Source organism: Dietzia sp. 111N12-1 (assembly GCF_001658045.1).
Lineage (GTDB): Bacteria > Actinomycetota > Actinomycetes > Mycobacteriales > Mycobacteriaceae > Dietzia > Dietzia kunjamensis.
On record NZ_LSSV01000071.1, the window covers coordinates 61,628 to 81,894 of the forward strand.

General features: G+C 70.9%; 20 protein-coding genes and 1 pseudogene. 8 read left to right on the forward strand and 13 right to left on the reverse strand.

Translation table 11 applies throughout. From position 1 onward, the window contains the following. Positions 1-139 precede the first annotated feature (139 nt). The 3 genes from AYO52_RS14660 to AYO52_RS14670 all read right to left on the reverse strand — a co-directional run bounded on the left by AYO52_RS14660 (position 140) and on the right by AYO52_RS14670 (position 2,292). The gene (locus AYO52_RS14660) at positions 140-772 is read right to left on the reverse strand and encodes a hypothetical protein (protein WP_253702197.1); all 633 of its coding nucleotides are present in this window, start codon (positions 770-772) and stop codon (positions 140-142) included. 129 nt (positions 773-901) lie between these two features. Then, positions 902-1,474 carry an O-acetyl-ADP-ribose deacetylase gene (locus AYO52_RS14665; RefSeq protein WP_067718893.1) on the reverse strand — a complete coding sequence of 191 codons (573 nt, stop codon included), beginning with the start codon at positions 1,472-1,474 and terminating at the stop codon, positions 902-904. Beyond that, complete coding sequence (locus tag AYO52_RS14670) at positions 1,471-2,292, reverse strand: phosphatase PAP2 family protein (protein WP_067718896.1); 822 nt, start codon at positions 2,290-2,292, stop codon at positions 1,471-1,473. Before AYO52_RS14670 ends, AYO52_RS14665 begins: the two co-directional genes overlap by 4 nt. 106 nt (positions 2,293-2,398) lie before the next feature. Between AYO52_RS14670 and aspA the strand changes: the two genes are divergently transcribed. After that, positions 2,399-3,862, forward strand: a complete 1,464-nt coding sequence (gene aspA, locus AYO52_RS14675) for an aspartate ammonia-lyase (RefSeq protein WP_067718899.1) — start codon at positions 2,399-2,401, stop codon at positions 3,860-3,862. 70 nt (positions 3,863-3,932) lie between these two features. Here the strand turns inward: aspA and AYO52_RS14680 are convergent, their stop codons facing one another. Then, positions 3,933-4,112: a hypothetical protein gene (locus AYO52_RS14680; RefSeq protein ID WP_067718902.1), complete on the reverse strand. Its 180-nt coding sequence runs from the start codon at positions 4,110-4,112 to the stop codon at positions 3,933-3,935. Positions 4,113-4,258: 146 nt separating this feature from the next. On the opposite strand from AYO52_RS14680, the gene AYO52_RS14685 reads away from it, so the two are divergent. Then, positions 4,259-5,035 carry an acetoacetate decarboxylase family protein gene (locus AYO52_RS14685; protein WP_067718905.1) on the forward strand — a complete coding sequence of 259 codons (777 nt, stop codon included), beginning with the start codon at positions 4,259-4,261 and terminating at the stop codon, positions 5,033-5,035. Here AYO52_RS14685 and AYO52_RS14690 read toward each other — a convergent pair. The 3 genes and pseudogenes from AYO52_RS14690 to AYO52_RS14695 form a co-directional block, all read right to left on the reverse strand. Next, positions 4,987-6,207: a glycosyltransferase 87 family protein gene (locus AYO52_RS14690; protein WP_067718907.1), complete on the reverse strand. Its 1,221-nt coding sequence runs from the start codon at positions 6,205-6,207 to the stop codon at positions 4,987-4,989. The genes AYO52_RS14685 and AYO52_RS14690 overlap by 49 nt on opposite strands. Before the next feature lie 76 nt (positions 6,208-6,283). Beyond that, positions 6,284-6,505: pseudogene (locus AYO52_RS17940) on the reverse strand (STAS domain-containing protein); the annotation flags it as partial. After that, entirely contained in the window at positions 6,498-7,988 is a 1,491-nt protein-coding gene (locus AYO52_RS14695; protein WP_371517887.1) for a SulP family inorganic anion transporter, read from the reverse strand. The pseudogene AYO52_RS17940 and the gene AYO52_RS14695, both read right to left, overlap by 8 nt. 132 nt (positions 7,989-8,120) lie before the next feature. Between AYO52_RS14695 and AYO52_RS14700 the strand changes: the two genes are divergently transcribed. Beyond that, the gene (locus AYO52_RS14700; protein WP_067718910.1) at positions 8,121-8,519 is read left to right on the forward strand and encodes a MerR family transcriptional regulator; all 399 of its coding nucleotides are present in this window, start codon (positions 8,121-8,123) and stop codon (positions 8,517-8,519) included. 61 nt (positions 8,520-8,580) lie between these two features. Here the strand turns inward: AYO52_RS14700 and AYO52_RS14705 are convergent, their stop codons facing one another. Both AYO52_RS14705 and AYO52_RS14710 read right to left on the reverse strand, forming a co-directional pair. Then, positions 8,581-10,326 carry a glycerol-3-phosphate dehydrogenase/oxidase gene (locus tag AYO52_RS14705; protein WP_067718912.1) on the reverse strand — a complete coding sequence of 582 codons (1,746 nt, stop codon included), beginning with the start codon at positions 10,324-10,326 and terminating at the stop codon, positions 8,581-8,583. Beyond that, positions 10,323-10,919, reverse strand: a complete 597-nt coding sequence (locus AYO52_RS14710; RefSeq protein ID WP_067718915.1) for a TetR/AcrR family transcriptional regulator — start codon at positions 10,917-10,919, stop codon at positions 10,323-10,325. Before AYO52_RS14710 ends, AYO52_RS14705 begins: the two co-directional genes overlap by 4 nt. Before the next feature lie 155 nt (positions 10,920-11,074). Here AYO52_RS14710 and AYO52_RS14715 point away from each other — a divergent pair, with 155 nt between their 5' ends. The 4 genes from AYO52_RS14715 to AYO52_RS14730 all read left to right on the forward strand — a co-directional run bounded on the left by AYO52_RS14715 (position 11,075) and on the right by AYO52_RS14730 (position 16,221). Then, complete coding sequence (locus tag AYO52_RS14715) at positions 11,075-12,676, forward strand: FAD-binding oxidoreductase (RefSeq protein WP_067718918.1); 1,602 nt, start codon at positions 11,075-11,077, stop codon at positions 12,674-12,676. Then, a complete protein-coding gene (locus tag AYO52_RS14720; RefSeq protein WP_082924055.1) occupies positions 12,673-13,632 on the forward strand; it encodes a diacylglycerol kinase in 960 nt (319 codons plus the stop codon). Before AYO52_RS14715 ends, AYO52_RS14720 begins: the two co-directional genes overlap by 4 nt. A gap of 100 nt (positions 13,633-13,732) precedes the next feature. Continuing rightward, entirely contained in the window at positions 13,733-14,341 is a 609-nt protein-coding gene (locus AYO52_RS14725; protein ID WP_240341356.1) for a CAP domain-containing protein, read from the forward strand. Positions 14,342-14,487: 146 nt separating this feature from the next. After that, entirely contained in the window at positions 14,488-16,221 is a 1,734-nt protein-coding gene (locus AYO52_RS14730; RefSeq protein WP_067718923.1) for a BCCT family transporter, read from the forward strand. On the opposite strand, the gene AYO52_RS14735 is transcribed toward AYO52_RS14730, so the two are convergent. Beyond that, a complete protein-coding gene (locus AYO52_RS14735) occupies positions 16,218-17,000 on the reverse strand; it encodes a pirin family protein (RefSeq protein ID WP_067718926.1) in 783 nt (260 codons plus the stop codon). The two genes, AYO52_RS14730 and AYO52_RS14735, sit on opposite strands and share 4 nt — an antisense overlap. 236 nt (positions 17,001-17,236) lie before the next feature. On the opposite strand from AYO52_RS14735, the gene AYO52_RS19150 reads away from it, so the two are divergent. Beyond that, positions 17,237-17,362 (forward strand): hypothetical protein, encoded by a 126-nt coding sequence (locus AYO52_RS19150; protein WP_256385631.1) that lies wholly within the window; start codon positions 17,237-17,239, stop codon positions 17,360-17,362. Between the two features lie 48 nt (positions 17,363-17,410). Here AYO52_RS19150 and AYO52_RS14740 read toward each other — a convergent pair whose 3' ends face one another. From AYO52_RS14740 to AYO52_RS14750, 3 genes are read right to left on the reverse strand one after another with little or no spacing between them, the layout of a single operon-like run. Further along, positions 17,411-18,457, reverse strand: a complete 1,047-nt coding sequence (locus AYO52_RS14740) for a hemolysin family protein (RefSeq protein ID WP_067718929.1) — start codon at positions 18,455-18,457, stop codon at positions 17,411-17,413. Next, positions 18,450-19,823 (reverse strand): hemolysin family protein, encoded by a 1,374-nt coding sequence (locus tag AYO52_RS14745; protein ID WP_067718932.1) that lies wholly within the window; start codon positions 19,821-19,823, stop codon positions 18,450-18,452. The genes AYO52_RS14740 and AYO52_RS14745 overlap by 8 nt, the downstream gene beginning before the upstream one ends. Positions 19,824-19,834: 11 nt before the next feature. Continuing rightward, positions 19,835-20,179: a hypothetical protein gene (locus AYO52_RS14750; RefSeq protein ID WP_067718935.1), complete on the reverse strand. Its 345-nt coding sequence runs from the start codon at positions 20,177-20,179 to the stop codon at positions 19,835-19,837. Between the last annotated feature and the right edge of the window lie 88 nt (positions 20,180-20,267).

Consider the following 20,267-nt stretch of genomic DNA (forward strand, 5'->3'; position numbering starts at 1 on the left):
CGTCGGCTCGAGCAGCCTCGCCGGTTTCCCGGCTCGCACGCCCGCCGCTCCGCAGGATCCCGTCAGGGCTCCCGCGGCGCGACGGGCGTTGTTGTCGACCTCCCCGCCCACAGCGACGGCCGGGGCGACGACTACCCGATCACCGGTGTCCGGCCCCGGCCAGGGAGCCGCAGGCCACGCCGATCACCGCCCCGAGCGCGGTCTCGGCCGGGGTGTGGTGGCTGATCCGCACGCGCGCCCACGCCACCGTCGGTACGAGGGCCAGCAGTCGCCAGTAGCGGGGTGAGAGTTCGCGGGCGAGGACCGTGGCGACCCCGGCGAGCACGGCGGTGTGGAACGAGACCTTGATCCGGAGCGTCGCGGCCCCGGTCACGCCCAGCGCCACCAGTGCGGCCCGCGTCATCCGCTGCAACTCGTCCGGGGCGTCGCCCCACCGTTGGGCCGCGAGCAGGGTCGCCACCGACCCGGCGATGCCGACGATCACCAGGGGGCGGTCCTCCCGCCGGGTGACGTGGTGGTCGGACAGCGCCTTGCGTCGGACCCGCCAGGTGATCGCGGCCTGCGGAACGATGCCCAGGCCGGCGGCGGTCGCGAGCCCCCACCCGGTCGACCCCACCGCCCGGCCGAGGTGCACCGACCCGACGGTGAGCACCACCCACGGGGCGCAGACCTCCGTCAGAACCGTCGCCGGGAGCACGCCACGCGCTCGCCCATCCGACGCGACCGGGCCCCGGGCCGACGCACCGCTCTCGACCACCACGCTCTCCGCCACCCCCCGAAAATCCGCTATCCCGAATACGGATCCGCTGGTCGGATTGGACTAGCGGATCCGGAGGGAGAGTAGCGGATCTGGCCGGGGCGGATCGGAGTGCGGGGCGAGGCGGGCCGGGAGCGGGGCGGGTCAGCGGGGCCGGATCTCGGCGAGGCACTGCTCGGCCAAGCTCAGGGTGGCTGCGTCGAACAGCAGCAGCGTGGCGGACTCCACCTCGGTGTCGATGCCGGCGAGAGTCCCGAGCGCGGTGCGGATCGCGTCCTCGCGCGGCCAGCCGTAGGCCCCGGCGGAGATGAGCGGGAAGGCCACCGTGCGGGCGCCGAGCTCATCGGCCACGGCGAGGGAATTGCGATAGCAGCCGGCCAGCAGCGCTCCGGCGCCGGTGCCGCCCGTGCCGCCCGTTGCTTCGGCGCCGCCGGTGCGTTCGTAGACCGGGCCCACGGTGTGGATGACCCAGCGGGCGGGGAGATCTCCGGCACCGGTCGCGACGGCCTGTCCCGTCGGCAGCCCGTCGCGCAGGCGGCCCGCCCTCAGCTCCCGGCACTCGGCCAGGATCGTCGGCCCGCCCGCGCGGTGGATCGCCCCGTCCACGCCGCCGCCCCCGAGCAGGGAACTGTTGGCCGCGTTGACCACCGCGTCGACGGCCATCCGGGTGATGTCGCCGTGGCCCAGCTCGATCCGGGCGCGCCTCGTCGTCGTCATCCCGACACCCCGGGCGCCACGGCCTCGCGGGCCGACCTCCGGCGGGTGATCATCGGCGTCGGCGAGTCGTCGAGGCGGTCCATCAACCACATGATGGTCGCCACCTCGCCCACCCACGCCAGGCTCACGCACCAGCCGGCCAGGATGTCGCTCGGGAAGTGCACACCCAGGTACATGCGGGTGACGCCGATGGCCGGGACGTACCCCGCGGACCCGACGATCACCGGGTAACGCCACGCCGTGGGCCAGGCCAGGACGCAGGCGCACCCGGCCAACGCCGCGCTCGCCATGGCGTGACCGCTGGGGAACGAGTAGCTCTTCTCCTCCACGATGTGGGTGAAGAACGTGGGCCGACCCCGCCGGTACAGGGCCTTGAGCACCGAATTGATGATCGTCGACCCCACCAGGGACACCGTCAACAGTGCGGCGGGCCGGCGACTGCCCCGGACGGAGACCAGATACGCCGAGGTGGCCAGGGCGAACAACGGCACCGCAGTGACTCCGCCGAGTTCGGTGACGGCCCGGACGATGCGCGTGTTGCGCGGCGAATGGCGACTCTGCAGCCACAGCATGACGGGCCGGTCGAAGGGCAGGCCCGCATCGCCGCGGATGCGCTCGGCCAGCTCGACGAATCCGATCACCGGGGTCGCGAACCCCACGAACGCCACCCCGAAGATCGTCCACGTCCCGCGCGGCAGCGGCATCTCGCGCCGGTCGACGATGCTCCCCAGCACCCCGTCCGACGGGTACAGCTGCCGCAGGATGTCCCGTGCGGAGTTGAACGCTCGGGAGCGACGGGAGGTCGTCGTGCGCGACATGCCACCACACTAGGCAGAGCGGCGGCCTTCCCGCCGGTGGATCGCCGCGAGGTCGGGTGCGGCGCGGTTAGGGTGGGCCGCAGGCGACCCGAGAGGCGGAGGACGAATGAGCCAGACCCGTGTGGAACATGACCTGCTCGGTACCAAGGAGGTCCCGGCGGAGGCCTATTACGGCATCCACACGGTCCGGGCCGTCGAGAACTTCCCGATCACCGCCACCACCATCAGCGACATCCCCGACTTCGTGCGCGGCATGGTCATGGTGAAGAAGGCCGCCGCGCTCGCGAACCTCGAGATGGGTGTCCTCGACGAGACCGTGGCGAAGGCGATCGTCGGGGCCTGCGACGAGATCCTGGTCGACGGGCGCTGCATGGACCAGTTCCCCTCCTGCCAGTTCCAGGGCGGCGCCGGCACCTCGGTGAACATGAACACCAACGAGGTCGTGGCCAACCTCGCCCTCGAGCGCCTCGGCCACCCCAGGGGCTCCTACGACATCGTCAGCCCCAACGACGACGTCAACCGTTCACAGTCCACCAACGACGCCTACCCGACCGGATTCCGCATCGCCCTGTGGCACGCGCTGGAACGGCTCGAACCGGCGATCGTCGCCCTGCGGGAGGCCTGCTACGACAAGTCCGAGGAATTCCGCGAGGTCCTCAAGATGGGGCGCACGCAGCTGCAGGACGCGGTCCCCATGTCGATGGGCCAAGAGTTCGGCGGCTTCGCCGTGACGCTCGACGAGGAACTCCACGTCCTCGGCGCCGCGGCCCGGATGCTGCTCGACGTCAACCTCGGTGCGACCGCGATCGGCACCGGAGTCAACACCCCGCCCGACTATCGTCGCGCCGTCATCAAACATCTGCGGGCCGTCACCGGACTGCCGGTCACCGGCGCGATGAACCTCATCGAGGCCACCAGCGACACCGGCGACTACGTCAACGTCCACGCCGCCCTCAAGCGGACCGCGGTGAAGGTCTCCAAGATCTGCAACGACCTGCGGCTGCTGTCCTCGGGGCCGCGCGCCGGCTTCAACGAGATCAACCTGCCGGAGCTGCAGGCCGGGTCGTCGATCATGCCCGCCAAGGTCAACCCGGTGATACCCGAGGTCGTCAACCAGGTGTGCTTCAAGGTGATCGGCAACGACGTCACCGTGACCATGGCCGCCGAGGCCGGTCAGCTCCAGCTCAACGTCATGGAGCCGGTGATCGCCCAGGCGATGTTCGAGTCGATCTCCCTGCTGACCAACGCCATCGAGACCCTGACCGAGAAGTGCGTGGAGGGGATCACCGCCAACGTCGAGGTGGCCCGACAGAACGTGATGAACTCGATCGGGATCGTCACCTACCTCAACCCGATCATCGGACACCACAACGGCGACCGGGTCGGCCGCGAGTGCGCCCGGTCGGGCCGCGGGGTCCGGGAGGTGGTGCTGGAGATGGGGCTGCTGTCGGCGGCGGAGCTCGATGACATCCTGTCGCCGTCCAACCTCCTGCGGCCGAAGTACAAGGGGAAGGCCGACAAGCGGGACGTGGCCCAGCCCGGGCAGGACATGACCGGCCCCACGGCCTGAGCCGCCGGGTCGGAGTCGGACCAGGGCGGTCCGACTCCGACCCGGGTGAGCCGTGTCAGGGTGAGCCGTGTCAGGCGGGGGGCTCGCCGACGCGGCCGATGCTGCTTACGGCGAGGTTCCCCAGCGAACTGTCGAAACCGAACTGCTGGTCGATGAATGCGGACGAGCCCGAGATCGCGGCGTTGATGGCGGCGGACGAGCCGACGGTGTAGTCGAACTGGGCGAAGAAGTCGGCGATGGCCTTGAGCATGAGTGCCTCCAGATGGATCGGTGGTCGCGCCGCGAACCGGGCGGCGGGACGTGAGCTGGCCTACACAGGTGATATCGGACCCGCCGCCCCGATCGTTAGCCGCGCAAACTGATGATTCCGGCCCGCGCGACCGCTACCGTCGCACCATGAGCTCTCCCACCTCCCGCGTCGTCGCCGGGCGCGAGATCACCTTCCCGGTCCCCGTCGTGTCCGCCTCGGTCTCCGGCGCGGCGTTCCTCACCCGGGCAGCCGTCGTCCGCCGGCTCATCGCGGCCGGCCGTCAGTCCGCCGTTCTCGACGCTGCGGGCGCCGAGCCGGTGGCACTACCCGGCGGCCGGACCCCCGCGATCATGATCCACGTGCGGTACCACGACGTGCCCGGCAACGTCCTGGGTGCGTACCACGAGATGGGAGTGGCTTTCCAGCTCAAGGTGCCGGGCCACGGGACGCTGGTGCACATCCACGAACTGCCGGTGGACCAGGACTTCACCCTCGCGGCGGGCAACGAGCTGTGGGGCTTTCCCAAGTGGAAGGGCGACATGGTCGGCACCGCCGGCGGGGCGCTCGACGATGCCCGTCTCGGGGCGGTCGGGTCGGCGGGCGCGGGCGGGGTCGATCTCAGGCTGGATACCCGCGTCGGTGTCCCGATCCCCGGCAGCCAATCACTCGCCATGAACTGCGTGCAGGTCCTCGACGGTCAGCCGGTGCGGGTCACGGCCGAGGCCACCGCCCGAGGTGGGCGGATGCGTCCGCTGAGCGGCGCTCGCGTGACGATCGCGACGGGCGCGGATGACAGCGACGCCGATGTCGCGCGGTTCGCCGAGGCGGTACGCGAACTCGGGCTGGACCGCGCCCGCGCCCTCGCCACCTTCTCCTACGACAGGTTCGAGGCCGAGTTCCAGGCGCCCGAACGGATCGGCTGACGCCGCCCGGGGGCGCCGCCCAAAGCCGCGCCGCCCAGAGCGGCGTCGCCGAGCAGCATCGCGAACGCGGCGATTCCGCTCACACCCTGCGCGTTGCCGATGAGCCACTGCAGCACGTGGGCGGCTGGGTCGACCGCGGTGAGCGCGTAGGCGTAGTGCGTGCCGATCAGGTGGGTGAGGACCAGGACCGCCACCGCGATCCGGACCGGTCTGCGCCGGGCGGTCAGTAGTAGCGGGATGGCGATGATCACGCCGGACCAGTGGTGGGTCACCGCCACCGGAGAGGCGATGAAGACCCCGAGGGCGACCAGGAGTAGGGCGTCGACGGGCCGGTTGTCCCGGGTCAGTCGCCAGGCTCCCCAGGTGGCTGCCGCGGCGACGAGCAGGAAGAAGCCGTAGACGGGCGGGTCGAGGTGCTCGGCGGGGATCCGGGCCCGGGCCAGCAGGCCGCTCAGGGCCTGGTTGGGGACGAAGTGCCGTGTGCCGCCCCGTTCGGTGAGGAAGAACTCGGCGGTCCAGAAATGCCAGGACTCGGCCGGGCGGATGAGGTGCCCGAGGCCGATCGTGGCCGCGACTGTCCCAACCGCCCGTGCCAGGGACGCCCAGTCTCTACGGACGAGGAACAGAACGCCGAACGCGGCCGGGGTGATCTTGATGCCGGCGGCCAGGCCGAGCAAGACGCCGCGGGCGCGGCGGGGAGTGAAGCCCAGGACGTCGGCGGTGACCATGAGGAACAGGAAGATGTTGATCTGGCCGAAGCCGATGTTCGCGCGGACCGGCTCGAACAGCAGCGCCACGCCGGTCAGTGCCAGGGCCAGGGTCCGTGCGCCCTGAAGCTGGAGCCGGGACGCGGCCATGGCCAGGATCGCCCAGACCGCGACCACCGTGGCGGCGGTCCAGGCGAGTTGGGCGACAGTGGCTCCGAGTGGCGCCAGCGGCAGGAAGACGACGGCGCCGAACGGCGGGTAGATGAACCTGAAGCCCGAGCGGGTGGGAAAGCCCTCGGAGTACAGGTCCGCCCCGGCCAGCAGGGCCCGTCCGGCGTCCTGGAACACCTGGAGGTCCAGCATGAACTCGGTCGCGGCTCGCACCATGACCGCGGTGATCACGGCCGCGGTCAGGATCAGACCTGCCAGGCGCAGCGCGCTCCCCGGCTTCGGGAGGGTGTGCATCGGGTAGCGCTCCTTTCGGTCCGGAACGGGGTGCGGTCGACCAGGATACGGTCTGGTCAGGCCGGGTCGGGTCAGGTCAGTGCCCCTCACCGAGGTTGCCGGAGAGCTTCTCCAGTCGCTCCTGGCTGGCCCCGTCGAGGCCGATGATCTCGACCGTCTTGCCCTTGGCCGCGTACTTGTGGCTGATCGCATCCAGGGTGGCCACGGTGGAGGCGTCCCAGATGTCGGCCTCGGTCAGGTCGATGACAGCGTGCTGGGGATCGCCCGAGTAGTCGAACTGGTAGACCAGATCATTGCTGGAGGCCCAGAACAGTTCCCCGCGGACCCGGTAGGTACGGATGTCGATGGTGCCGTCGTGATTNGTCGGCCTCGGTCAGGTCGATGACAGCGTGCTGGGGATCGCCCGAGTAGTCGAACTGGTAGACCAGATCATTGCTGGAGGCCCAGAACAGTTCCCCGCGGACCCGGTAGGTACGGATGTCGATGGTGCCGTCGTGATTCACGTCGAGCTCCGAGACCTTCTCCAGGCTCGTCATGTGCGCGACCCGGCGGGCGAACATGACCATCGCGGTGAGGACGCCGAGGACGACGCCGATGGCCAGGTTGTGGGTGATCACGGTGGCGGCCACGGTGACGATCATGACGACCGTCTCGCTGAGCGGCATCAGACGCAGGGTGCGGGGATGGATGGAGTGCCAGTCCAGGGTGGCCACGGAGACCATGATCATCACCGCGACGAGAGCGGCCATGGGGATCAGGCCGACGATGTCGCCCAGTGCGACGACGAGGATGAGCAGGAAGACGCCCGCCAGGAGGGTCGACAGGCGGGTGCGGGCGCCCGACTGCTTGACGTTGATCATGGTCTGGCCGATCATCGCGCAACCGCCCATGCCGCCGAAGAAGCTGGTGACGATGTTGGCCACACCCTGGCCCCAGCCCTCGCGGGTCTTGTCGGTGCGCACCTCGGTGAGGTCGTCGACGAGTTTGGCGGTCATCAGGGACTCCATGAGCCCGACCAGGGCCATCGCCAGGGCGTAGGGGGCGATGATCTGGAGCGTCTCCATGGTCCACGGCACGTCGGGGATGAACAGCGACGGCAGCGAGTCGGGCAGTTCACCCTGGTCGCGCACGTTGGGCATGGTCCAGCCGAACAGCACCACGACGGCGGTGATCGCCACGATCGCGATCAGCGGTGCGGGAACCGCGGCCGAGAGCCGGGGGAAGAACACCATGATGCCGATGCCGGCCGCGACCATCGGGTAGACCAGCCAGGGCACCCCGAGCAGGTGCGGGATCTGCGCGGTGAAGATGAGGATCGCCAGGGCGTTGACGAACCCGACCATCACGCTGCGGGGGATGAAGCGCATGAGCCGGCCCACGCCGATCAGGCTGAGGACCACCTGGAAGATGCCGGCCAGCAGCACTGTGGCGACGAGGTAGTCCATTCCGTAGTCACGCGCCACGGGGGCGATGACCAGAGCGATCGCGCCCGTGGCGGCGGAGATCATCGCCGGCCGCCCGCCGGTGAAGGCGATCGTCACGGCCATCGTGAACGAGGCGAACAGCCCCACCCGCGGGTCGACTCCGGCGAGGATCGAGAACGAGATGGCCTCGGGGATCAGCGCGAGGGCGACGACCAGTCCTGCCAGCACCTCGGTGCGCAGCCGCCGGGCCGAGGAAAGGGCGTACCTGAATGACGCGAGGACACCGACGGGCGCCAGACCGTCATCGTCGACGCCGGGAGCGGGAGCGGCCCCGGGCGTGGTCGCGGGAGCTGTCACGGAGAATTTTCCTCACCACGTAGGGGCATGACACACTCTCCCGTAGCGGGAGATTCTGAATGTACCGTAACGGTAGAGTTGGCCGAGCGCGAACCCGAGCCCATGAGTGTGAACAAGCCCACAAGGAGAACGATGTCGGACGACGCGGTGCGCAAGATCGGCGAGGTCGCCGAGATCACCGGATTGTCGATCCGCACCCTCCGCCACTACGACGAGCTCGGCCTGGTGGTGCCCTCCGGTCACACCGCCGGTGGGTTCCGGCTCTACACCGATGCGGATGTCCAGCGACTGCTCCTGGTGCGGCGGATGAAGCCCCTGGGGTTCTCGTTGGAACGCATGAGGCAGTTCCTCCGGGCGACGGACGTCCTCTCGGCGGGCCGCGGCTCGGGTTCGGTGGAGCTCGATGACTGGCACGCGGCCCGGACGACGGTCGAGGAGATCCGCTCGGAGGCGGAGGCCCGCTATCGCGACCTGCAGACCCAGCTCGACTACGGCACGGAGTTTCTGCAGCTGGTCCGGAGATTCGACTAGGGCCTCCCGGCGCCGGTCGGCTCCAGTCGGGTCGCAGCAGGCGCGGTAGGCGTACCGGCCGTCAGCCCGAAGCGGCCAGCCCTGCGGCGAGGGCCTGACGGGCGACCGGCTCGGCGGCGGCCCGATCGGTGGCCACCAGCCCGATGCGGCTGCGACGGTCGAGGACGTCGTCGACGGTCAGCGCCCCCTCGTGGGTGACCGCGTAGGAGAACTCGGCGCGGGTGACGTCGAGGCCCTCGGCCACCGCCTCCAGCGGCCGGTCCAGCAGGCTGGCCGCCACCACGGTGCCGGCCTCCTGGCCGTAGCGCGCGACCAGGGAGGCGGGGAGGAGTCCGGCGGAGGTGGCCGACACCGCGGCCACGGGATGCCCCGGCGCCCCGACGAGCGGGAGGTCGGCGGTCCGGCACGGACCGGCGGGGAGTCCTGCGCGCCCCACGACGAGGTCGACCACCTGCTCGGCCATGAGCCGGTACTCGGTGAGCTTGCCGCCGGTGATCGTGACGAGGCCGTTGTCCGCGGTGAGCAGCGCGTGATCGCGGGAGAGGTCCGCCGTGTCTCCGTCGCCGGAGTCGACCAGGGGGCGCAAGCCCGCGAAGGTGCCCAGCACGTCATCGCGGGTCAGCCGCACCTCGAGGGCGCGGTTGACCACATCCAGCAGGAAGTCGATCTCCGCCTCGGTCGACACCGGGACGTCCGGCACCGGGCCGGGGGCGTCGACGTCGGTCAACCCCACGTGCAGTCGCCCGAACTCGGCCGGGATGGCAAAGCAGAAGCGGTTGGTCTCACCCGGCACCGGCACGGTGAGGGCGCCGACGGGATGGCCCAACGCGGCCGCGTCGAGGACCAGGTGGGTGCCACGCGAGGGACGCACGCGCACCCCGGGAGTGGTCTGGCCGGCCCACACGCCGGTCGCCGACACGACGGCCCGCGCGGAGAGGGTGAACTCGCCGTCGCCGTCGCCGTCGCCGTCGCTCCGCGCCGCGCTGCCGACCCCCGCGCTGCCGACCCCCGCGCCGCCGCCCCCCGCGTCGTCGCTCCGCGCCGCGCCGCCCACCACGGCGCCGCCCGCGACCCCGGCGCCGAGCTCGTCGCGGACGGTGACCCGCGTGCCGCTCGTCTCCAGCACCCGCGCCCGCGTGATCACCCGGGCCCCGTGCCCGGCCGCGGTGCGCGCGACGGCGGTGACCAGGCGGGCGTCGTCGACGAGCTGACAGTCCCAGTTGAGGTGGCCGAACCGCAGGCCGTCGCGGCGCACGCCCGGCACGTACTCGGCGACCCGGCGCGGGCCCAGCACCCGCGCGCCCGGCAGGCGGTCGGCGCGCGTCCCGGCGAGACGGGAGAGCACGGTACCGGCGACGAACCCGAGGCCCGGCAGCACGGCCCCCACCGGCTGGGTGTCGCGGTAGACGGGCACCACCTGCGCGAGCGGGCGCACGAGGTGGGGGGCGGTGCGCTCGAGCATGATGCCACGCTCGACGGCCGAGCGGCGCGCGATCGCGACGTTGCCGGTCGCCAGATAGCGCAACCCGCCGTGGGCGAGCTTGGAGGACCACCGGCTGGTACCGAACGCCAGGTCGTGGGCCTCCAGCAATACGGTCTCGAGTCCGCGGGAGGCGGCGTCGAGCGCGATCCCCGCGCCCGTGATGCCGCCGCCGATCACGATGAGGTCCACGGGAGTGGAGCGGCCGCGCAGCTCGGCGAGCTCGCGCGCGCGTCGACCGGCGGACAGCGCGGTGGACGGGGCCCTCGCATCGGTGGGCCCGGGGCGCGCGGTGGGCCCGTGGTCCGCTTTCGCGTGCCCGGTCACAGGCCCAGGTACCCGGTCACGAGCAGGTGCAGCTCGGCGCGCCACGAGTCCGCGTCGAGCGGCGGGTCGGCCAGTGGAGCGGACAGCACGGCGCCCTGGACCGCGAGGTAGAGCATGGTGGCCATGCGGTCGGGGTCGCGGCCGGCGAGGCGGGCGTCGGCCGCGATGGCGCGGGCGAGGACGTCGCGGAGGAACCCGATGAGTCGGTGCTGGGACGTGCCGAGCCGGCGGAACACGTACTCGGCGAGCATGCCGCTCTCGTGTCGGCGCAGCGCGTCGAGCAGGGGGTCGGTGCGCACCTCGTCGGCCATCGCGCACAGCAGGCGGGCCAACTCGCCGGCATCGTGGACCGCGCCCTCCAGCAGGTCCGGGCCGACGCGCTCGACCACGCCGGTGAGTTCGCGGGTGAGGAGGTCGGCGACCAGTGCCCTGACGTCGGGCCAGTGCCGGTAGAGGGTGGTGCGTCCGACGCCGGATCGGCGCGAGACCTCGACCATCGTGGTGCGGCTGGGGCCGATCTCGAGGATCGCGGCGCGGGCGGCGGTGAGCGCGCGGTCCCGGGTGGTGTGACGCGAGGGGGAGGAGACGGTCATCAGGCCTCCTTCGCGGCGGGTCCCGCGGCGTGCGGGTCGGTGCCGGGACACCCGACGAAAACCCGTGAGCGGAACAGATCGTGCTCTAGTGTCCCAGTATGAGCGACGTGAACCCCGCTGACAAGCACCGATCCGGCCGCCTGCCGCTACCACCGATGGACCTGTCCAGGTGGGGGACGGCCGCCGAGGCCACGGAGCTGAGCGAGAGCATCCGCGCCCTGCTGCGCGACGTGCTCGGCGTGACCGCGGAGACCGGGCGGACGTTCGACCCGTCCGCGGTGACCGCCTCGCCGTCGCGATTGACCGACGCCGATCTCGCCGCACTGGCCGACATCGTGGGCCCCGACGACGTCTCGGCCGACGACGCGCAGCGCCTGCCGCGCGCCCGTGGCAAGTCGACGCCCGACCTGTTGGCGTGGCGGACGAGACCGGCCGTGGACTGCCCCGATGCGGTGGTGGCCCCGGGGGACGACGACGAGGTGGCCGCCCTCCTGGACTGGTGCACCACCGAGAAGGTCGCGGTGGTCCCCTTCGGTGGCGGCACCTCCGTCGTCGGTGGCCTGGACCCGGACACCGGGACGAACAGGGCCGTGCTGAGCGTCGACCTGGCCCATTTCGATGGTCTCGAGTCCATCGACCCCGAGTCGGGGGAGGCGGTCCTCGGGGCGGGTGTCACGGGCCCTCGGGCCGAGGAACTGCTGGGTGAGCACGGTTTCTCGCTCGGGCATTTCCCGCAGTCCTTCCCCTACGCCACGCTGGGCGGCTACGCGATGACCCGGTCCTCGGGACAGAGCTCCGCCGGATACGGGCGCTTCGACGAGATGGTCCGCGGGCTGACGGTGGTCACCCCGGTCGGCGTGATCGAGGCGGGCCGGGCCCCGGCATCGGCCGCGGGCCCGGACCTGCGGCAGTGGCTCCTGGGATCGGAGGGTGCGTTCGGCGTGTGCACCCGGGTGCGCGTGCGGATCCATCCGGTGCCGGAGGTGGTGCGGCACGAGGCGTTCCGCTTCCCCGATTTCGCCACCGGCGCCGCGGCGCTGCGCGCGGTCGAACAGCAGGGGACGGGCCCGACGGTCATCCGTCTGTCCGACGAGACGGAGACCATGGTGAACCTCGCGACCGCGACCGAGTCGATCGGCGAGCGGGCCGCGGACGACGAGGACCGCTCCGGAGGGTGCCTGTGTCTCTGCCTGTTCGAGGGCACGGCCGCCCATGCCGGGTCCCGGCACGCGGAGACGCGGGAGGTCATGATCGCCCACGGCGCTATCTCCCTGGGCGCGGAGCCCGCGCAGTCGTGGGAGCACGGACGCTTCGGGGCCCCGGTCCTGCGCGATGCGCTGCTGGACAACGGCGCGCTGGTGGAGACCCTGGAGACCGCCACCGACTGGTCGCGCCTGCCGGCACTGCGGGCTGCGGTCACGGAGGCGTTGACCACCTCGCTCGAGGCCTCCGGAACGCCGGCGCTGGTCATGTGCCACATCAGCCACGTCTACCCGACGGGTGCGTCCCTCTATTTCACCGTGGTCGCTGGTCAGCGTGGGCAGGACCCCGCCGCCCAGTGGCTCGATGCCAAGCGGGCGGCCTCCGAGGCGATCGTGGCGGCCGGCGGCACGATCACCCACCACCACGCGGTCGGGGTGGACCACCGCCCGTATCTGGAGTCGGAGATCGGCGAGGTCGGCCTGCGGATGCTGCGAGCGGTGAAGAACGCCGTCGACCCCCACGGCGTGTGCAACCCGGGCACACTCATCCCATGAGCGCGCAGCTGTCCGACCGCCGGATCGGCGCGGTCACGCTGCTGGTCAACCCCGCCGCGGGCGGTGGGCGCGGGGAGAAGGTGGCGGGCCGGGCCGCCGACCGGCTGCGCGCGCACGGTCTCGAGGTCACCCGGCTAGCCGGAGGCGGGGCGACCGAGTCCCTCGCGCTGGCGCGGCGGGCGGTGGCCGACGGGACCGACGCGCTGGTGGTGTGCGGTGGAGACGGGATGGTCTCGATCGCCGTGCAGGCGCAGGCCTTCACCGATGTGCCCGTGGGCATCATCCCGGCGGGCACCGGCAACGACCTGGCCCGCGAATACGGCATCCCCCTGGGCGATCCCGAGGCCGCCGCGGACGTCGTCGCCGACGGCCGGGTCGAGACCGTTGACCTCGGCCGGGCCACCCCGGACGGCGGGGAACCAACGGTGTTCGCCTCGGTGCTGTGCGCCGGGTTGGACTCGAAGGTCAACCGGCGGGTCAACGAGATGGGACTCCTCCGCGGGCCCCTGCGCTACGTCCTCGCCTCGATCATCGAGTTCCCGACCTACCGTCCCCGGCGCTTCCGGATGGTCTTCGACGCCGGGCTGCCGAGCGAGGACACCGTCGAGACCGAGGTCCTGCTCAGCGCGTTCGCGATCACCCGCAGCTACGGCGGGGACATGAAGATCGCACCCGACGCCGACCGGAGCGACGGGTTGTTCGACGTCTGCTACGTCGGGAAGATCTCCAAACTCCGCTTCATGCGGCACTTCCCCTCGATCTACTCCGGTGCCCACGTGGGTCTGCGCGGCGTGTCGACGAGGCGGTGCCGGACGGTCCGACTCGAGGCCGCGGACGTCGAGGCCTTCGCCGACGGGGACGCCATCGCGCCCCTTCCGGTGACCGTCGAGGTGCTCCCCGGAGCGGGTCGGTTCCTCGTACCCCGTGAGCCACTCCAGTCACACCAGCATCGCTGATATCTGCTGGTCACAGCATTGACGCCGTCCCGCGCCCGTCCTGTTACCTCATCGGCCAATCGGTTCGCTTCAGGCGCACCGAGACGGCATGATCACCACCATGCGCACCAGTCCCATCGCGTCACTCGCGACGATCGCCGTCACCGCCGCCACCCTTCTGGGTGGGGCCGCGACCGCCTCTGCCCAGACGGCTGACCGGACCCTGCCGTCCTTCATCCCGCAGCACCTGATCCCGGCCCACCTGGTCCCCCAGGTGGACGGTCTCGTCTCCCAGGTGCGGGCCGCACTGCCTCCCGAGGCGTGGGCTGCGGTCGGCTCCAGCGAGATGGCCTACCAGGACATCACCGCCCTGGCCGTCGGCGGCGGGTTGCGCGAGGGCATCGTCCGCGAGATCGACGCGTACCGCATCGGCCGCGCGCTCGGGACGCTGGCGCCCAACCCGGAACTCGACCGTGAGGCCCAGGCCTGGGCCGACCGACTCGCCGCCCGCGACGAGGTGGTCCACAACACCGCCCTGATCGGCCGTGGCTACGGGGAGAACATCGTCGCCGCCGGGACCCACTGCGGCGCGACCTGCCTCGTCGACCTGTGGAAGAACTCGCCCGGACACAACGAAAACCTCCTCGATCCCGGGTACCGGTCCGCCGGTATGGGAATCGCCTATTCGAGCGGCGGGAAGGTATTCGTGGTACACAACTTCGCGTACTAGAAGCAGGACCACAGGTTGAAGCACGACCACAAGTAGAAGCACCACCACTGGTAGAAGCCCGACCACTAATAGAAGCAGCACTCTGACTGAACCACTCGATCCGGCGGCACCGGCGCCCGGGTAGAGCCGAGACGACGGGGGAGACCATGTCCGAACGGATACTGAGAGCACTGAGGCTCAAGACCGATCCGGGGGTGTTCTTCACGACCGTCGGGGTCATCCTTCTCTTCGTCGTGGTGACGTTCTTCGCCGGCGACTGGGTGGGCAGCGTCTTCGGTTCCGCCTCCGGGTGGATCATGACCAACCTCGGCTGGTTCTACATCTTCGGTGTCACCGCGTTCCTCGGCTTCCTCATCTGGATCGCCCTGAGCCGATTCGGCCACGTCCGTCTCGGCGGGGACGACGAGCTCCCCGAGCACTCCACGCTGAGCTGGTTCGGCATGCTGTTCGCGGCCGGGATCGGCACCATCCTCATGTTCTGGGGCGTGGCGGAGCCCATCTCGCACTTCGCGACCCCGCCGCGCGGGGGCGTCGAGCCCGGCAGCCGGGACGCGGCCACCGAGGCGATGGCGTTCACGCTGTACCACTTCGGCCTGCACACGTGGACGATCTTCGCGCTGCCCGCCCTGGCGTTCGCCTACTTCATCTACAAGCGCAAGATGCCGCCTCGGGTGAGTTCGATCTTCGCCCCGCTGCTGGGTGACAAGATCTTCGGTCCGCTCGGCAAGACGATCGACATCGTGGCACTCGTCGGCACCGTGTTCGGTGTGGCCACCTCGGTCGGCCTGGGCACGCTGCAGATCAACGCCGGCCTGGACGAGCTGTTCGGCATCGCCATGTCCCCGGTCGTCCAGGTCCTCGTCATCGTCGTGGTCACCACCATCGCGTGCATCTCCGTGGCCCTGGGCCTGGAGAAGGGCATCAAGCGGCTGTCCAACCTCAACATCGCGGTCGCGGTCGCGCTGCTGATCTTCGTCGTGGCCACCGGGCCGACCCTGTTCCTGCTCAAGGGCACCGTCGAGTCGCTGGGGATCTACCTGTCGACCCTGCCGGAGCTGGCGCTGTGGAACAACGTCTTTCCTGCCAACGACGACCTGGCCTCGTGGCAGAACACGTGGACCGTCTTCTACTGGGCGTGGACCATCACGTGGTCGCCGTTCGTGGGCATCTTCATCGCCCGGATCAGCCGCGGCCGCACGATCCGCCAGTTCGTCTTCGGCGTCCTCGCCCTGCCGGTGGGCTTCTCGGTGTTGTGGTTCGGCATCTTCGGCATGGCCTCGTTCCACATCGAACTCTTCGGTTCCGGTGGCCTCACCGAGGCGGTGGTCGACGACGGCGACATCCCGGGCGCGCTGTTCGCGTTCCTGTCGAACTACCCGCTGGCCACGCTGCTCTCCGGTATCGCGGTGCTGCTCGTCGTCGTCTTCTTCACCACGTCCGTCGACTCGGCGTCGATGGTCGTCGACATGATGGCCTCCGGCAAGGACGACGACTTCGAGCCCTCGCCGACCCATCAGCGCGTCATCTGGGGCGTGCTCATGGGCGCGGTCGCGGCGACCCTGCTGGCCGGCACGGGCGAGGGCGGACTGACCGCGCTTCAGGAGGTCATCACCGTCATCGGCCTGCCGTTCTTCATCATGGGTTTCGTCATGATGTACAGCCTGGTGCGCGGGATCAGCAATGACATGGGGGAGAGGCCGCCCACGATCACCCGCCAGTGGCGCCGTGCCTACTCGGCCGAGGAGCTCGAGAAGCACGAGGAGGCGCCCTCGCCCGAGCCGGTGCACCCGCTGTACCACATCCCGGGGGACGGGGAGCAGGACGACGGTGCCCCCCTGTCGGCCGGCGACGACAAGGGGACGGCAACCGAGAAGGACTAGTGGCCGCGGACGTCGAGCATCGTCATGCCCGCGTGCATCTCCCACGCGAGGATCTCGGCGCCGTGGTCGCCGGCGGTGACGCGTCGGCCCCCGGCGGCGGTCATCCGCGCGGCGTCGCCGGTGTCCAGCAGGCCCTCGCCCTCCAGCGTCACCGAGCCCAGGGGCACGTAGAGGTGGACGTAGGGCGCGTCGGGGAGCTGGACGGACCGGCCCGGTGCCAGCCGCGCGGCGTGCAGCGCGGACGAGCGGTCGCGGATCCGGATGGCGGCGCGGTCGGCGTGGGTGGGTAGCCCTCCGGCGACGACGACGAGCTGGTTCTCCAGCTCCGCCGGTTCGATCTCCAGCTGTTCGTAGCCGGGATCCCCACCGGAGGAGTCCGGGACGACCCACATCTGGACGAGGTGGACCGGGTCGGCGGGGGCGGCCTCGGGGCGGACCGGGCCGTCGCGCCAGCCGTCGTTGCGTTCGGAGTGCAGGATTCCCGTGCCGGCGCTCATCCGCTGCGCGAGTCCGGGGTAGATGATCCCGCTGTGTCCCTCGGAGTCCTGGTGCACGAGCGAGCCGGACAGGACCCACGTGACGATCTCCATGTCCCGGTGGCCGTGCGTGTCGAAGCCGGAGCCGGCGGCGATGCGGTCGTCGTTGTTCACCAGCAGGCGGCCGAAGTGCGTGTTCATCGGGTCCTGGTAGTTGCCGAACGAGAACGAGTGGCGGGAGTCCAACCACCCGCCGGCGTCGTGTGAGCGCGACCGGGACCGGTGGATACGGATGTCGGACATGGGCTCTGCGCCCCCTCCCCAGCGGTGGATGACGCATCAACTATAGCACCGGCCGGTGGCGGGATGGCGCTCTCGCGCGTTCGGTGGCGGCGATGGAGGGGGCACTTTAGGGTTCGAAACGACTGTTCGGGCGATCGTTCAGAACGCCCGTCCAGAAAGATTGTTTATCTGTCAGCGGCCCGCCGCCGACGAGCGTAGAGTGACGGGAGTCACACCGACTAGCAGGAGGTTCCACGATGTTGCAGAACGCGCTGGCCGCCACGGTGCGAGTAGGCGTGGCCACGTACAGCGGGGTGGCGCAGATCGTCGTGGACAACACTCTCGGGCGGGTGCTCGACACCAACCCCGACAAGGTCCGGTAGGTCGTCGGGGCGCTTCCTGCTGCTCAAGCGACCTACTGCTCGGGCGCCCTACTGATCGGCTCCGGGCGTCGCATCCCTGACCTCGCCGACGAGTTCTGCCAGGACGTCCTCCAGGACCAGCAGCCCACGCGGGTCGGGTTCGCCGGGTTCGCGATCGTCGACGACCGCGAGGTGGGCCCGCGCCCGCTGCATCGCCTCCAGGACGTCGTCGAGGGGGGTCTCCGCGGGCACGATCCCCAGTTCGCGGATCCGATCCCGGCGCAGAGGCTGGGACAGGTCGTCGCCGAGGGTGTCCTTGACGTGGACGTAGCCGACGTACGCGCCGCCGCGGCGCACGGGGAACCTCGAGTGCCCCGTCCGCACGCACAGTTGCTGCACGTCTCCGGTGGACCAGTCCTCCTCGATCGAGTCCACCTCCGCGATCGGCCGGAGGACGTCGGCGGCGGTGATGTGATCGAACTCGAGCGCGCCCTCGAGCAGCAGCGTCTCGTCCTCGTCGAGGAGGCCGGAGTCCCCGGCCGCGGCGACCATCCCGTGCATCTGGTCCACCGTGAAAGTGGTCTCCACCTCGGAACGCGGTTCCACCCGCAGTACGTACCTCACCACCGCGTCCGCGGACTTGTTCATCAGCCAGATCGCGGGCAGGAACACCAGCACGAAGACCCGCAGGACCGGGCCGAGCAGGAGGGCCGCGGCCGCGGGCCGGGCGATCGCCATGTTCTTGGGCACCATCTCGCCGAGCACCATGTGCAGGAACGTGACGATGAGCAGGGAGATCACCAGAGCGATCGGGTGGGCGAACCCGGTGGACACGCCCAACCAGCCCAGCGGCTGCTCGATGAGATGGGCGATGGCGGGTTCGCCGACCGCGCCGATGAGCAGCGAGCAGGCCGTGATGCCGAGCTGCGTGGCCGCCAGCGAGAGCGACACGTTCTCCATGCCGCGCAGCGACCACAGTGCGCGCGTGCTGCCCTCGGCAGCGTGCGGCTCCAGGTTGTCGCGCCGCGCGGAGACCATCGCGAACTCCGCGGCGACGAAGAACCCGTTGCCCAGCAGGAGGGCCACCAGGACCAGCAACGCCACACCGTCACTCATCCGGGTCCACCGCCTCGGGCTCGTCCCGCAGGACGGTGGCACGCACCCGCTCGGCCCGGTGCGCGCGCAGTGATTCCACCCGCAGGCGCACACGCGCCCGCGTCGGCAGGTCGTCGTCGTCGCGGTTCTCGTGGTCGTGCGCGTCCAACTCGGTCTCGTCGCCGACCCGGGGGAGTCGGTCCACCGCCTCGGACAGGAGCCCGGACAGGGTGGACACCGTCTCCACCGGCGGGATCTCCAGTCGCAGGATGGCGCCCAGTTCGTCGGGCCGCATCATCCCGCCCACGAGCACGGTGTCGTCGTCGACCCACTCGTGGGTGCGCGACGCACGGTCCTGCTCGTCATCGATCTCGCCGACGATCTCCTCCACCAGGTCCTCCAGGGTGACGATCCCCGCGGTCCCGCCGAACTCGTCCACCACCACGGCCATCTGCAGATCGGTCTGACGGAGCAGCCGCATGAGCGGGTCGAGCGTCATCACCTCCGACACCACGGTCGCCTCGGTGGCGATCTCCCGCACCGGCGTCCGGGCGCGCTCGTCGACAGGCACGGCCAACGCCTGCCGGTAGTGGACGACGCCCACCACCTCGTCGACGGTCGCGCCGAGGACGGGGAACCGCGACCGGCCCGTCGCGGCCACCGTGTCGAGCAGGTCCTGTGCGGTGTGGTCACGCAGGAACGTCACCAGCGGACGGGGCACCATCACGTCCGCCGCGCGGTGTTCCCCGAACGAGATCGAGCGGGTCACCAGCTCGGCCGTGTGCGGGTCCATCGCGCCCTGGCGGCCCGACCGCGCGGCCGACGCCCGCAGCTCCTCGGGTGACCGTGCCTCGCCGGGTTCCTCCTGCGGGGTGAACCCGAGCAGCCGCAGGACGACGTTGGCGGTGGTGTTGAGGCCCTTGACCAGCCAGCCGAACACCGCCATGAAGATCCGCTGGGGGATCACGACCAGCCGCGCGACCCGCATCGGAGCGGCGATGGCCCAGTTCTTGGGGACCAGTTCGCCGAAGACCATCTGGAGGAAGGTGACGACGACGAAGGCCACCGTCATCGCGATGCCGCGGGCCGCCGGTTCACCCATCCCCGACAGGCCGAGGGCGCCGGTGATCAGCTCGCCCACGGAGGGACCGGTGAGGTATCCCGCCAGGAGGCTGCTGACCGTGATGCCCAGCTGGGCCCCCGACAGGTTCGTCGAGGTCCTGGCCAGGGACCCGTCGAGGGTCGTGGCGATGCGATCGCCCTCCGAGCCGGCCGCGCGGACGTCGTCCCGGTTGACGGTGAGGAACCCGAACTCGACGGCCACGAACAGGGCGTTGGCACTGATGAGCAGTACCAACGCCAGCGTGAGCGTCAGGGCGATGGCCACGTCAGGCCCGACTACTGGCCGTCTGCCGTACCGTCCGAGCCGCCCACGGCGTGATCCGGCTGCTCGGGGGTCTGGTACACCTTCTTCTGCTCGGCGCGCTCGGCGGCGCCGTCCCCGCCCGCGCCGGACGTCGCAGCTGAGCTCGCCGCTCCCGCGGAGTCGTGCGGGGTCGCGCCCCCGGCGGCCCGGTCGGTGGCGGACTCGGTGGCGGCGGGCTCGGTGGCGGTGTCCGCCTCGTCCCCGCCCCGGGAGGTGCTGCCGTCGCCGGCCCCCGATCCGTCGATGGTGTTGCCGAACGACTCCGGGGGCTCCTCCGGGATGCGCGCGGGGTCGTCGGGTCGGGTCTGGTCGGTCACAATCGCCTCCGCGGTCTCGGTGGTGGGCGCCGGTCCCCGGCGCCGGGGTGCTGACGACCCTAGTCCCGTGGGCACCCCTCACGTCGGA